Here is a 13,705-nt window from a genome sequence, read left to right on the forward strand (position 1 = left end):
CGTCCTAACGGACTCGGAATGACGTTGCTGCTCACTGCGGCGAAGTTGCTATAAAGCTGTCATAACGTAAAGAGCAATGGTCTTACGATCATTGTTCTTTTCTTGCATGACGCCCACGTCGAAGTCGATACGGACGTGCGTACCGCCAAAGGTAAGTTCAATCTTCGGGATAATGTCAACCATGAAGTCGTCCTTGAGGTTACCCACGCTAGCCGATGAGGTGACTTCAAGGAACATGCGGAGAACTTGTCCGAACACGATTGTCGGAATCATGGATGCCGAGAACTTTACGTAGCCGTCTTTGCCGGTTGCACCGTCAAGGAAACCTGCGCGGAGTTCGTAGTAGTTTGCGAAGCACTTCGCGATAAACTGTTGCGTGCCGATGGTGAATGCCAAGGCGCTTTGGCTTGTTTCACTCAAGTCGAGATAGCCGTCAAATGCGATGAAAGAGCTTGGCTTGTAGCGGTAACGGACGCCAATGTCCAAGGCGGTGTTGATTTCTTCGAGCTGACCATAAGTGTTGATGTCGAGTTTTGCACCGACGTCGAATTCTTTGTTGAGTCTAGTCGTGAAGTTGATGGGGAAAAGCACATCGGAATTGAACGGAGAGCGGATGCCGACACCGACGCCAATCTTTGGGGATGGGCGGCTTTCGGGGCCAAAGTTGTAGCGCATGTCCCAGAAATGGTCCACTGCAAAAGCATTTGTTACTAAAATCGCAAATAGCAGGCAAAGAATGTGTTTCATGTCCATCAAAGTTAGATAAATCGTTTGGTAAAAGCTAAATTTACACGCGTTAAAATGGAGGTATTTGTGGTCGAACCGCGTCCAGAACTTTCAAAACTTTCCGATTACGTCCCGGGCAAGTCCATCGACGAAATTCGTGAACGTTATGGTCTTAAGAATGTTGTAAAGCTTGCGTCTAACGAAAACCCGTTAGGTGCTTCCCCGAAGGCGGTGGAAGCGTTCCACGAAATTGCAAATTCGTTGCACTTGTACCCGCGCGGCGATGCTCCGAAGCTCATTGATGCCATTGCAAAGATGTATGGCGTTTCTACCAACCAGATTGTGATTGGTAACGGTTCCGATGAAATCATCGATATGGTGGGCAAGGCTTTTATCCGCCAGGGTGACAATTGCGTGGGCATCACGCCGACGTTCTCCGTGTACAAGTTTACGACGCTTTCGAACGGTGCTGATTTTATTGGTGTTGGCGAAGGTGACGAAAAGGCTTCGCTGGATAAGCTCGCTGCTGCAGTCAATGATAAGACTCGCGTGGCTTTCATTTGCAACCCGAACAACCCGACCGGTCACTATTACACCGAAGCAGAAATTCGCAGCTTCCTTGATAAAGTGCCGTCGAGCGTTCTCGTGTTCTTGGATGAAGCTTACGCTGAATTTGCTACGGCTGCAGATTATCCGAAGATGGCTCCGCTGCTTTCGGAATACCCGAACTTGTTCCTCAACCGCACTTTCAGCAAAATTTACGGTTTGGCTGGGCTCCGCGTGGGTTATGCGATGGCAAGTGTTGAAGTTGTCCGCGCCATGTGGAAAATTAAGCCGCCGTTTGACGTGAACCAGGCTGCTCAGGTGGCTGCTGTGGCTGCTCTTTCTGATACGGCTCACGTTGAAACGACTCGCAAGAACAACGCTATTGGCTTTGAATACTTGAATCGCGAACTTAGTGCGCTTGGCTTCAAGGTTCTCCCGACGCAGGCAAACTTTATTTGCGTGCACATCGGTGAACGTGCTAAGGAACTCGTTTCGTTCTTGGAACAGAACGGTATGATCGTTCGTGGCCTTACGAGCTTTGGCATGCCGGAACACATCCGCATCACGGTCGGCAAGCCCGAAGAAAACGAACTCCTCGTTTCGCTTGTCAAGAAGTGGGTCGGCTAGGAGCTTGCTATGGAAAATCGCGAAATTGCAAAGGCCGGTGTCTCTCCCGAGAATCTGGAACTCTTGAAGATTGCGCTCAAGACGGCGGAACTTGCCGAAGAGAATATCCTCAAGTTTTACCAGAACGATGTTGGTGTCGAATGGAAGGCGGATAAGACTCCCGTGACGATTGCGGACAAGGGAACGGAAGAACTCGCCCGCAAATTCTGGGCGAAGGAAACTCCCGGCTTTGGCGTCATTGGCGAAGAATTCGGTATTGAAAGCCCAGATGCGGAATACCAGTGGGTGATTGACCCGATTGACGGCACCAAGTCGTTTATCCATGGTGTGCCTTTGTTCGGAACGCTGATTGGCCTTTATCACAAGAATGTCCCCATTGCGAGCGTGATTCGTTTACCGGCAATGAAGAGCGCTGTGTGGGCGGTGAATGGCGGCGGTGCATTCTTGGACGGTCGCGAAGTTCATGCTTCGAAAGTTTCGCAGTTGAGTGATGCGCTAGTGCTTTCGGGAACGGTAAACACGATGGAAGATAAGGGCTTTGGCGAAGGCTTTACGAAACTCCGCCGCAGTGCCCGCTTGCATCGCGGTTGGGGTGATTGTTACGGCTATTACCTTGTGGCTGCTGGCCGTGCCGAAATCATGGTGGATCCGGTTGTTTCGCTGTGGGACATTGCTCCGTTCCCGCTCTTGATGAAGGAAGCGGGCGGTAAGTTCAGTACCATTGACGGTAAGACCGAGCTCTTTGATGCCAACGGCAAGCCGACGGCTCCGATTTACGAGGGTTTCACGAGCATCGCGACGAACGGGCTGTTGCACGACGTTGCACTGGATTGCCTTACACGTCATTGAGCAACCATGTTTCTGCATCACTCGGCTTCTTCGTCATTCCCCTAACGGGGCTTGACTGCTGCGGTTATCCAATACGAACGCAAGCGTTCGTGCTGTTCTAACCTTGCATGTCATTCTGAAGGCTGAAAGCCTGAAGAATCTAGTTAAATTAAGTAACCACAAGATTTGACTGGATCCTTCGCTTTGCTCAGGATGACGGTGAGTGAGGTGTTTCGGGATGACGAAGTGCAAAGCGTGTCAGTATGATGTCTTTACCACATCGTTGTATAGCTTACTGAATCAGGGACGAACGTGAATGTTATCGTCCCTTTTTTGGCGGTGTTGATGTAGGGAATGTGGAGCGAATCGAGGCGGTCGGTCACTTGCTTGTGCGGGTGTCGGAACCTGTTCTTGCGGCCACTCGGGATGATGGCGTACGTGGGGGAAACTGCTGTCACGAACGGCACGCTGCTGGATGTTTTGGAGCCGTGATGCCCAAGCTTTAGCACGTCGCTTTTCAGATAAGCGTCTGTTTTCAGAATTTCTTTTTCGCCTTTGACGGTGAGGTCACCGGTGAGGACGGCGGAATGCCCAAGCCCCTTGAGCCGAAGCGTGATGCTCCCTTCGTTGGCTTCGACGCAGATGTCGTTTCGCGGGTGGAGCGTTCGCATTTCAAAGTAGTTTTCTTTCCACAGAATGCCGCGATGGATGTTGCGGATGGGGACGTTCCTTTTGCGGGCTTCGCTGAGGACTTGTTGCCAGTCGGGTTTGCTTTCTTTCATAGAACAATCGCTTGTCCAGAGTTCCTTGACGGGGAACATTTTCAAAATAGATTTGGCACCGCCGAAATGATCCTTGTCGGGGTGCGTGATGATGAGTGCGTCAAGTTCGCTTACGCCGATGTGGTGCAAAAACGGAACGATAATGTCTTTGCCGGAATCTTGGCGGCTGTTGTCGCCTGCATCGATGAGAAAATGTCTGCCAGATGGCGTTTTGACGAGGTGGCTATCGCCTTGCCCGACATCAATGGTCGTGAGCGTCCACGACGGGTGCAGAACTTCGCAGTAGCTTTCAAATGCAAATAATGTGGCGGCGACTAAAACGCATAAAAATGCATACTTGCGGGCGATGTAATTCTTGTTGCAAACCGGCAAAAGCAGAATTAAGAATCCGAGCGCGAGCAGTACCGCAGGCGAGAATGGCCCGACGGTCATCGATGCGGCTGCAGAATCCGAGAGTATTCGCGTCAATAGCGAGGCCAATCGCAAAAAGAATCTCGCGGCTGCACAGAATGTTCCGCAAATAAAGTCGATGGGCGAGAGCTGTGCGAAAAGCCCCGCCTGCATGCCGAGCGAAATGGCAGGCACAACGATAATGTTTCCGAACCATGCGAATGGCGAAAGCGTCTTGAAATGGTGAATGAGGAATGGCGCTGTGGCAAGCGTTGCACAAAGCGTCACATACGTGGGGTCGATGGCGAACGCTTGAACCTTTTGCCAAAGCTTGTTTTGCTTGAAACTGTCGTGCAAAAGCTTTGTCGGGTTGTGCGGTGTGCCGATGATAATTCCTGCGGTGGCGGCAAAAGAAAGTTGGAATCCCGGATTCCAGATGACGCTTGGCTCTGGCAAGATGATGAGGAGCAACGCGACACCCAAGCTGTTAAGTGTATTCGCGGGTTTCCCGAATAAAGTGCCAATTTGCGGAATGGCGAACATCATGACCGCACGGCGAACAGCTGGCGAACCTCCCGTGACGGGAACGTAAATCGCGAGAAGCGTCACGGCGATGATGATGACGATTTTATGCGGAAGTCCTGTCGCTTTCAAGAAAATCATGAGCATTCCTGCGAGCAAAACGACGTGAAAGCCGCTAATCGCAAGCACGTGCACAAGGCCTGACCGCTGAAAATCACTCCGCAGCACTTCTGGAATGCCCGAGCGGTCACCCGCCAATAGCCCCATCAAGAGTCCTGTTTCGGCAGGGTCGAGGAACTTTGCAAATCTCGCCTGCATAAATTGCCGGAACTTAAAAAAGCTCCGTTCAAACGTCCAATTGCCGGGATACGCTTTCCAATGCTTGAATTTGCCATAAGCGGCCAAATTTTGCGATTTTAGCCAGTTTTGCGTATCAAAAGCACCGGGCACGCTCGGTGGCGTCACGGGGTACCATGAAGCCTCAAAACAGATGGAATCCCCCGGCAAGGGGAGGTCCGGCAAGTTCCGCTTCTCGGTCAGGCGCACTTTATACTCCCCGCGCGCACTCTCGCGAGCTATTTCCTCGGCATTTGCTGAAACATTGATAATAAACGCTGTCCCTTTGGGCCGTGGGAGCCTAGATTCGACTTTCCCGCACCCGGAACTACCGATTGCGTCGATTTTGCTAACTATCTCACTAGTAAATTGCTCGTTCGATGACCCTAAAATCCCCGGAATTCCCTCGTGAGCGATAATTCCTGCTGCCAAAGACACAAAAATCACCCATTGGATGTGCCGCCTAAAGAAATGTGTGAATAAAAGCACTATTCCAAGTAGGAATGTGGCGAAATTTGGCTTGTCTATGGAGACGATGGTTGATATGACGGTGATGGCGCTTATTAATGCGGGTTTCCCGTCAAGAGGGGCTAAAAGGTCCTTAAATGCGAAAAATATTTTTTCTTTGATATTTTTTTTCATTTTCGTATAACTTTTGTATTTTAAGTGGGTCTCTACTTTTTATACACGCATTAAAGGTGTTGTTGGGTTCGCTGTTTATGAAAATTCTTTGTAAAAAAGTGTGGATATTGGGGCTTTTGTGCATTTTATGGACAAGCTTTTTTACATCATGTTCTGAAACAGTTGAAGCAAGTGGCGAAAGTACCTTGTTCCCAGCGGTAAACCAGTCGATTGATTTTAAACTATATCCCAATGACATGGCCAAAAATGATTCTGCCGCGGCGCATCTTGCCCGTGGTGTCATGTTGATGGTTCACCCTGAAGCCGCTTATACGCTATCTTTTGATATCGATCCGACCCAACCGACGCCAGAATTGCAATTGTTCCGTACATACGAAGTGAATGGTCGCGAAGGTTACGTGAATTTCACAAAAGTCCGTACTTTGATGCCTACAGTTGTCGGAAACCGCTATGTCTATTCGTTTACTTGTCATGAAAACAAGATGTCGATATGGGCTACGACGCTTGGTGTCGATGGAAAGTATTACGAAGGAAAAGTGGAAAATGTCCGTTTAAATGGTGTCGGCACGAATAGCACTCATTTTTCGATCAACTTAATTGTCGTGGGAGCCATGGAAAAGACCAAGGACGGGTTGAGCATAGAAGAATTTTCGAGCTATTTGTTAAGCGCTTTCCGTGAGAAGTATTATGGTGTAACGATTGATACGCTCTATGTCCGCTATGCCAATACTCATCCGACTTTAGGGTATAAGTACCCGGCTGAGATTCCGTGGGTTGCTGGAGAAAGTTCGGAGGATATGTTTGTCAGCGAACTTGCTGGATGGCCTGAGGATAACCTCCGCAATGCGTTGAATATCATCATGGTGCATAGCATTAGCAAAAATGAAATTATGGGTTTTGCGCACCTGTTTTCGGGAGTGCTTGGCTCGGGCGATGAAAGTTCTGTTGTAATTGGCGAGCATGTTCGAAAGACGGGTGGCGGCCTTGAGTTGCTTTCTGCCTATACTATTGCAATGACGGCGATCCATGAATCGGGGCATTTCTTTGGGCTCAGACACACTTCTACGACAAGAAGGGATTTGAGCCATGAGACGGAAAGCGGTTTAATGGTGTTGTCTGGAGACTTGTCGAATATGGAAGATGGTCTGACGGATACGCCGTTTTGCATAGATGTCTTCCGTAGCACCCTTTATAAGACTGCGGGTGTTGGCGATGCCGTTTACAGGAACAGTATTGGGTGCTTGGCGAAATCCGGCATTGAAACTTGCCCTGATGTGAATAATATTATGTTCCCGATAACGGTTAGCGACACGATAGATGTTATATTTACGGAACAGCAAATGGAAATAATTCGCTCTTCTTTGATGATTTTCCCGCACTAAAAAATGAAAGCTTCTCAATTTTCTGAAAATGCGCAACTGATTGCGTTTGTGTTGCAGAAAGGGTCTGAATGGAACCCGGACGTTATTGAACTTCTTGAAAAGACTTGGGGACCGATCCGCCATAAGGGTCGCCTTTTTGCTTTTGACAAGACGGATTACTACAAGCCTGAAATGGGCGATGACTTGTATCGCGGGGTTGTTTCTTTTGAAAAGGAAATCCCGCCGGAGACGATTGCCGAAGAGAAAGAACGCAGCAATGCGCTTGAACTTACGACCGCTTCGGCCGAAGCTCCTGAACTTCGCCATGTAAACATTGATATCGGCTACATGGATATGGATAAAGTCGTGCTGCCGAGCTACAAGCGTGGCCCTTTCAAGCTTTATGCGGGCAAGGGCGTGTGGCTTGATATGCTTTTGACGTATGCCAAGGGCGTTTTCCACTCGACTGCTTGGGCGTTTGATGATTTTGTACGAAATCCCTATCAGCACGATTTGCAACTTATCCGCGAAAAGTTCAAGAAAGCGCGTAAGAGCGCGTAGTCGCCCAAACGTCATTACGCAATCGAATAACGTCATTCCAAGTTCAGTTGGTAAAACGTCATTCCGAGTTCTGTTATTAAAACGTCATTCCGAGTCCGTCAGGACGAGGAATCCAGTTATTTCTAGTGAATAATTTTTACTGGATGGGGCTAAAGCCCCAACTCCTTGGCTCGGTTATGCCCATGCAAGCATGGACGCAACACTCACTTTCTGAGTAGTCTTCGACTTCGGGCAAAGCCCTTCGCTTAGGATGACGTCTAAATTCGAACTTCTAAAAAACTCTTTAAATTCTCATCTCTAAATCTTTTTATATTGCTCTTTGATGAAAAAGAAGCCTTTACTCTTGGGCCTTTTGGCCTTTTCGTTTATTGCATGCTATTCTCCTGATCCGTTCAAGGCGGATTCTTCTGACGATTCGGATTCCAGTTCGGAATCTGCTGTCGGAAAAATTTATCCTGTAGATGGAAACAAGAATGAAAGCGAGCAGGTCTGCAATCCGTCTGTCAGTAACGATACGGTGAATTTCCCGGGATCGATGCTTTGGCTTAACTTTGATGAACTTAAAGTGAAAAAGCATGATGATGGCTATTCTTTAACCGATGTGGCGGTTCATGACCGCTTGACTGTGTCTGATACGGCAAATAATGTGGTGTGGTATTTGATGCGCGATCTCTCCAAGGGAGAATGCCAGTTCCAGGATCCGGAATGGACGACTCATGCCGATTACATTGTGGCTTTGCGTGGCTATGATATTCATGGCAGTAAGGCTTGCGAAGATTTGGACTACGGTATTTTTGCGGTTCGCACGTCGGACAAGGAAAAGTTCTGGTTCTACGAAAAAGGCAATGTTGTCGATGCGGCTCCGCATGTGTGGGTTGAACCATCCGCAAAAGCGGACGAAGATGGCGACGTGAAAACGGTCGAAGGTTTCTTTGGCACGAAGAATGTTCGCCTCACGTATGTTGACGGCGAAGGCGGCGCACAAGAAATCGTCTATGTCGATTATTCCAAGGGCTCCAAGTCCAAGGCCGTTCGCCTCGAAAAGCCGGAAGGCCGCGAAGACTGGAAAATTGACAGTCCTTTAATTTCGCCGGATGGCAAGTTTGTCGTTTATAACATGTACGAAGGTGTATTTAGCTGGGAAGCCTATATTCAGGAACTTCCGACATCGACGTCTTCGACTAAGGCTATTAAGATTCCGCGCACGAAGGACATGATGTCCGAGCCTGCACAGCCGCACTGGTTTGAATGGAATGGCCGTCTTTTTGTGCTGTGGGCTGAATTCCCGCAGGGTTCCCAGATGCTGAACACGAACAACTTGACGAACCCGTCTGTCCAGGATGGTTCTGTGGGCCGCACGGTCATGCGTGAAATCCGTTTGACGGCGGGCGCTCCTGCGGACCTCGCTGCAGAATGGGTTGGCGAAAATCGCGTGGTGGCGACGATTCCTATGACGGGTGGCCGTTCTCCCGATGGCGCGTTCTTGGCGACTGGTACTAACAACGCATATTTGCTTAAGCTCCCGTGAGGTTCGACATGAAAAAGAATTTTTGGATTGAAGGCTGTTCTTTAGTCGCGCTTGTTGCGGTTGCTTTTTATGCTGGCTTTAATTCTCCTGTGGCGCCTGCGACTCCGTGGCAGTCCATTGGCGGTTGCGGTGCTGGCGGTTCCGGTGGCGGTTCTGGCGATGGCATCAAGTGGATTGGCCAGGGCGTTTCGGGTGGTTACCTCGAAGCCGAAGTCTTTACGAAGTACAACGTGGGGCAGAATTTCTCGGCCCTCTCGGTGAATCCGCACTTTTCGGTCAAGCCGACCTGGGATACGAAGGTGGGTGTCTCGATTCCGCTCATGAGCCATCAGGGTGAAGTGCAGTACCGCAGTAACCGTGCTCCGGTGGACCGCAGTACGGGCGGCCTTGGCGATATCTCGTTTGATTTTTCAAAGACTATCGGCAGTGGCGGTGCGGCTTCGCTTTCGGCGTCGCTTACGATTCCGACGGGCCAGTACGATATCAAGCGCGGTACGGACGCTTCTCAGGAAATTTTGCCGAGCAGCTTCCAGAAGGGTAGCGGGCTTTACTCGCTCACGCTTGGCTGGGACTATAGCCGTGATACGGACAAGGGCATTTGGCTCTATAGCTTGAGCTATACGCACCCGTTTGCAATGCATCTGATCTCGGGTGAAAATGAATTCAACGATAGCTACTGGAAAAACACCAAGAAGCATGGCGACCGCTTCAAGTATCGCTTTAAGCCGTATGGCGAAAATGACCTTGGCGCGTTTACGCCTCCGTCTATTGGTGGTTCCATTGCTTATGGCTATCGCGGTCGCGAAGGGATTGTGCAGTCGTTTGGCTTGAACTTCTCGGTGCCGCTTGGCGTAGCCTGGATATCCTCTGAAAAGGAGGGCGTCTACGACCCAAAGCCGGATCCGGATCACCAGGCATGGTCTGTTTCTCTCGTGTATGGCTTGGAATTCTCGAACCCGGATTTCCCGGTGTTCTTAGCGTTCTCGTTGCCGATTCATGATAAGGCGGGTGGCGCAAATGCCAAGAATGAATACGACGAAAGCCCGATGAAAAAGTGGAACGCTCCGGACTGGAAGGACTTTGGACAACAGTGGACTATCGCTGTTGGCGTGAAGGGAAGCTTCTTCTAATTGCGTTACGCCCTTGGGTGGGTTTTCTTGAAGGCTTGTTTGAGGCGTTCGGCGTTCACGTGCGTGTAGATTTGCGTGGTGGAAATGTTCGAATGCCCGAGCATTTCCTTGACGCTCATAATCTCGGCGCCGTTCTCTAGCAAGTGCGTGGCAAAGCTGTGGCGCAGTACGTGCGGGCTTGCTTTGCCTTCCCAGCCGATTTCACGGAGCAGGTCGTGGATATCGTTTCTTAAAGTGCGGATGTCGTAGGGCTTGCCGCCTTCGCTCAAGAATACAAAGCTTGTAGCGCTTGGGGCGTGCCCGGCTTCGATTTCTGCTGCTTTGAATTTTTCAAGCCATAAGGTGAGCGCATCTGTAATGGGGACGATTCGCTCCTTGTTGCCTTTACCGATGACGCGGACTAGTTTTTCTTTTATCTGTAATTGATTCCAGCAGAGGCTTTGGCATTCCGAAATGCGGAGCCCCGAGCCGTAAATGAGCTCGAGTAAGAGCCTTGCGCGGACTTGTTTCAGTGTCGGCTTTTCGGGCAATTCAGGGAATTTTTCTTCGGCGAGGTCCTTTTGCCCGAGAAACTGCACAAGGCGTTTGGGGCGCTTGGGCATGGGGACTGCTTCGGCGGGATTTTTCTGCAAAATCTTGGAACGCACGAGGTACTTGCCAAAGCTTTTCAATGCGGCGAGGTGCTCGCAGATGCTTGTGGGCGCGAGTTTCTGCTTGATCTTAAGTTCCCAAACAAAATTCTTGACGCTCATTTCGGTGAATGCTTCGAGTGGAGTGTTGTCGGCAAGTGTTGCAAGGTATTTTTCAAGCGATTTTCGGTATGTATCGACAGTCCTTTCGGAATACCTGCGCTGTGTTTGCAGGTATATCAAAAAATTTTGGATGTATTCGTCTAAAAGCATTGTTCTTCGCTGTTTCCAAAAAGAAAAATAATCTATCTTAGTTGTCACCAAATGTCTTTTTTGAAAAATTTTATATCTCTGCGGACTTGTTTCCTTGCCTGTGCGTTTGTGTCATCGGCTTTTGCTGCTGACCGCGTTGTGGGCGCGAATGCGACTCTTGATATGGAGCCGGGTGCTCGCTCTGCGGCCTTGGGTTCTGCAACCTTGGCTGTCGAAGGGGATTACCTGGGCCTCGGCACGAATGCTTACCAGCTTTCGCTGGCGAAGTACATGTGGGCTTCGTTCTCGCATACGGCTTATTACGAAGATACCAAGTACGATTACGCGTCGATGGTCATTCCGCTCCCGAAAAAACAGGGTATAGGAGTTTCGTTCTCCAGATTCGGTGCCGATGATATCCCGTATATCAGGGATGGCGAACCTGTGCCCGAGGGCTCGAACTACAATACGCTTTCTATTGCGGACTGGGTGTTTTCTGTGGCCTGGGGTCGTCGGTTTATAGACCGCCTCGACTTGGGTATTGCGTTCCATGTGCTTTACCGTGATATGGACCAAACCGGCTGGGGTTTCCGTGGCGATGCTAGTGCGCGTTACCAGATCATGGACGATTTTTACGTATCCGGTCTTTTGAAGGGCTGGACATCGTCTGCGGCGACTTGGGAATCGGGGGAGTTCGAATATTCTGCTCCTGAATTCTATTTGGCTTTGAGCTACGGCTTGCCGGTGGAATACCTCTATGGCAAGTTCAATTTCTATTGGCAGAGTGCTGGGCTTTTCCATCACGAAGCAAGAGATCTTGATTTTGACGAAGACACTCACGGTGGCGAGCGCATTTGGGAAGACCCTCTGGATTGGCTGTCTGGTGGTCGTGGTGGTGTCGAATTTGCCTTTGACTTTGGACTCAAGCTGCGAGTCGGTCTCAGTAGCTTTACGACTTTCAAGAGTGTAACGGCGGGTGCCGGTCTTACGATTGCAAATTTCCTTGTGGTGGATTACGCGTTTGAATCGCATCCGGTGTTTTCGCCAGTGCATCGCGTGAGCATTAGCTTTAGCCCTTACCTCTTTGGCCATAAGCCGAGAGAAGAAGGTCACTTGAGCAAGACCGATGCCGCAAAGAAGCTTGTAACGGAAGAACCGGAATATTTGCCGGCAGAAGAATACGTGGAAGAACGTATTCAGGAAACGCCAGTTCCGGTTGAACAGACGCCGAAGGCTCCCGTGAATCAGTCCGTTCCGGCTCCTGAAAAACCGGCTGTGACGGCCCCTACAGCGCCTGCAACTCCGATTGTAGAAACTGACGATGAAATATTGGAATAGAGGACTACATGATGACTGAATCAAAAAATGTGGGTTTATTCCTTTTGCTTCCGGCTCCGCTCAATCCGATTGGAGCTTTTGATGCAGAATCTTTCAAGGCAATTTTCCGTACGGCAATGGCGGAAAATGATGAAGTCAAGTTTATTGGCGTAGACCTGTCTGGCATTGATTTTGTTTATAGCGATGCGTACAATGCCTTTATGCAGTTCCATCAGGAACTTTCCAAACGGAACGGGACGTTTGCCGTGCTCGCAGACAAGGAATCGCTTGCAAAAAGTCTCAGGAAGGTTGGGCTCGAACGCTTTATCCGCATTTTCATGAGTGCAGATGAAATGGCTGCGTATGCACCTGTTTCTGAAACTCCTGTCGCACCGGCTGCTGTCGAGGCACCTGTGGCATCGCAGCCTGCTCCGGCACCTGTTCCCGAAGCTCCGGTTGTTCCGCAACCGCAGCCGCCTGAACCGAAAATTCTGGATTCCAATCCGCTTGTGGATGAGGCTCCGTCTTCGAAGGGAACTCTCATTGCCGTAGTCGTCTTGTTGCTGATTGCTGCTGCAGTTGTTTCTTATCTGGTCTTGTAATCGATGGCTGTAGAATTTTCAGAATATCAGGGCAAGCGAAAGAGAAAGCGTGAACACCGTAGATTCCCGCTAATCCGAATTATCATTGTCTTTGCCTTGATCATTGCCGCCTATACGAATGGCTGGTTCCGTATGCTGGTGGATAAACTTCCACTGCCCGGAAACGAAGAACCTGTTGCTCCGGTTGTCGAAGACTGGATTGCAGGCTGTACAGCGTATGACGGAACGCCTTTTGAACTCAAGGATGGCTTTGCACAGTGTTCGTGGATTGTAACGGATTCTCTTGCGCTCCCGAATACGTTCTTGCGCTACGTGAAGAATTTGTCGGGTGATGGCGCCAAGATTCATTGGGTTGCCTCCAAGAAGGACTTTGGCGATGCGCTCCTTGTCGTTCTTGAAGATTCGACGCGCAATGTGTTCTTGCATATGACTCGGGAAGATTCCTCGAAGGTCTGGATTTCGAGTAAGACCGGTTGCCTTTTCCCTGGGCCGTGTCCCGATGTCCCGCTTGGATGGTCGGCTCTTTCGATTGTAGACAACTTTGACTTTGAAGGCCAGGAAGCGTTAATTTCTGCTGATGTATTCAGTGGCCTTGGCGAAGCTCCTGTTTATCCTGTGCTTCCGGGGATTGTTCTTGAGGCTGGGCGCGATTCGCTTGGCATGTTCGTGGAACTGAATCACGGGAACGGAATTACGTCTCGTATGTTTGGCATTGGTTCATGGAAAATGGCGCCTGTTGTCGGCAAGACTCTTGGAGTCAAGGATGCGGTTGGTCGCCTTTCTCCGCAGGATAGTTCTTCGTTCTTCTTGACCATTCGGCAGAATGGATTGTTTGTTCGCTGGAGAGATTTCTATAAATCGACTCATCCGGTGGACTCCGCCCAAATTGCCAACTTCAAAAAGAATTTGCCGTTTTGAGTGAGTTT

12 protein-coding genes are annotated in these 13,705 nt (G+C 49.8%); 9 read left to right on the forward strand and 3 right to left on the reverse strand.

Annotated elements, in window-relative coordinates:
- Window positions 1-48 precede the first annotated feature (48 nt).
- Complete coding sequence (locus CRN95_RS06305) at window positions 49-747, reverse strand: hypothetical protein (RefSeq protein ID WP_145993968.1); 699 nt, start codon at window positions 745-747, stop codon at window positions 49-51.
- Between the two features lie 66 nt (window positions 748-813).
- On the opposite strand from CRN95_RS06305, the gene hisC reads away from it, so the two are divergent.
- Both hisC and hisN read left to right on the forward strand, forming a co-directional pair.
- A complete protein-coding gene (gene hisC, locus CRN95_RS06310) occupies window positions 814-1,899 on the forward strand; it encodes a histidinol-phosphate transaminase (RefSeq protein ID WP_097020400.1) in 1,086 nt (361 codons plus the stop codon).
- Between the two features lie 9 nt (window positions 1,900-1,908).
- Entirely contained in the window at window positions 1,909-2,748 is an 840-nt protein-coding gene (gene hisN, locus CRN95_RS06315; RefSeq protein WP_097020401.1) for a histidinol-phosphatase, read from the forward strand.
- Window positions 2,749-2,999: 251 nt separating this feature from the next.
- Here the strand turns inward: hisN and CRN95_RS06320 are convergent, their stop codons facing one another.
- Window positions 3,000-4,967: a DNA internalization-related competence protein ComEC/Rec2 gene (locus CRN95_RS06320; RefSeq protein ID WP_235002907.1), complete on the reverse strand. Its 1,968-nt coding sequence runs from the start codon at window positions 4,965-4,967 to the stop codon at window positions 3,000-3,002.
- A gap of 668 nt (window positions 4,968-5,635) precedes the next feature.
- Between CRN95_RS06320 and CRN95_RS06325 the strand changes: the two genes are divergently transcribed.
- The 4 genes from CRN95_RS06325 (at window position 5,636) to CRN95_RS06340 (ending at window position 9,979) form a co-directional block, all read left to right on the forward strand.
- Window positions 5,636-6,781 carry a zinc-dependent metalloprotease family protein gene (locus CRN95_RS06325; protein ID WP_235002908.1) on the forward strand — a complete coding sequence of 382 codons (1,146 nt, stop codon included), beginning with the start codon at window positions 5,636-5,638 and terminating at the stop codon, window positions 6,779-6,781.
- 3 nt (window positions 6,782-6,784) lie between these two features.
- Window positions 6,785-7,321 (forward strand): DUF4416 family protein, encoded by a 537-nt coding sequence (locus CRN95_RS06330; RefSeq protein ID WP_097020404.1) that lies wholly within the window; start codon window positions 6,785-6,787, stop codon window positions 7,319-7,321.
- A gap of 322 nt (window positions 7,322-7,643) precedes the next feature.
- A complete protein-coding gene (locus CRN95_RS06335; RefSeq protein ID WP_235002909.1) occupies window positions 7,644-8,849 on the forward strand; it encodes a hypothetical protein in 1,206 nt (401 codons plus the stop codon).
- An 8-nt stretch (window positions 8,850-8,857) separates the two neighbouring features.
- Window positions 8,858-9,979 (forward strand): hypothetical protein, encoded by a 1,122-nt coding sequence (locus CRN95_RS06340; RefSeq protein WP_097020405.1) that lies wholly within the window; start codon window positions 8,858-8,860, stop codon window positions 9,977-9,979.
- A gap of 5 nt (window positions 9,980-9,984) precedes the next feature.
- Here the strand turns inward: CRN95_RS06340 and CRN95_RS06345 are convergent, their stop codons facing one another.
- On the reverse strand, window positions 9,985-10,881 hold the full coding sequence (locus tag CRN95_RS06345) for a tyrosine-type recombinase/integrase (RefSeq protein ID WP_097020406.1): 897 nt from the start codon (window positions 10,879-10,881) through the stop codon (window positions 9,985-9,987).
- 60 nt (window positions 10,882-10,941) lie between these two features.
- On the opposite strand from CRN95_RS06345, the gene CRN95_RS06350 reads away from it, so the two are divergent.
- From CRN95_RS06350 to CRN95_RS06360, 3 genes are read left to right on the forward strand one after another with little or no spacing between them, the layout of a single operon-like run.
- Entirely contained in the window at window positions 10,942-12,198 is a 1,257-nt protein-coding gene (locus CRN95_RS06350; RefSeq protein ID WP_145993969.1) for a hypothetical protein, read from the forward strand.
- Between the two features lie 8 nt (window positions 12,199-12,206).
- Window positions 12,207-12,779 carry an STAS domain-containing protein gene (locus CRN95_RS06355; RefSeq protein ID WP_235002910.1) on the forward strand — a complete coding sequence of 191 codons (573 nt, stop codon included), beginning with the start codon at window positions 12,207-12,209 and terminating at the stop codon, window positions 12,777-12,779.
- Between the two features lie 3 nt (window positions 12,780-12,782).
- Window positions 12,783-13,697 (forward strand): peptidase M23, encoded by a 915-nt coding sequence (locus tag CRN95_RS06360; protein WP_088629415.1) that lies wholly within the window; start codon window positions 12,783-12,785, stop codon window positions 13,695-13,697.
- Window positions 13,698-13,705 lie beyond the last annotated feature (8 nt).

The organism is Fibrobacter sp. UWB16, assembly GCF_900215325.1.
Classification (GTDB): domain Bacteria; phylum Fibrobacterota; class Fibrobacteria; order Fibrobacterales; family Fibrobacteraceae; genus Fibrobacter.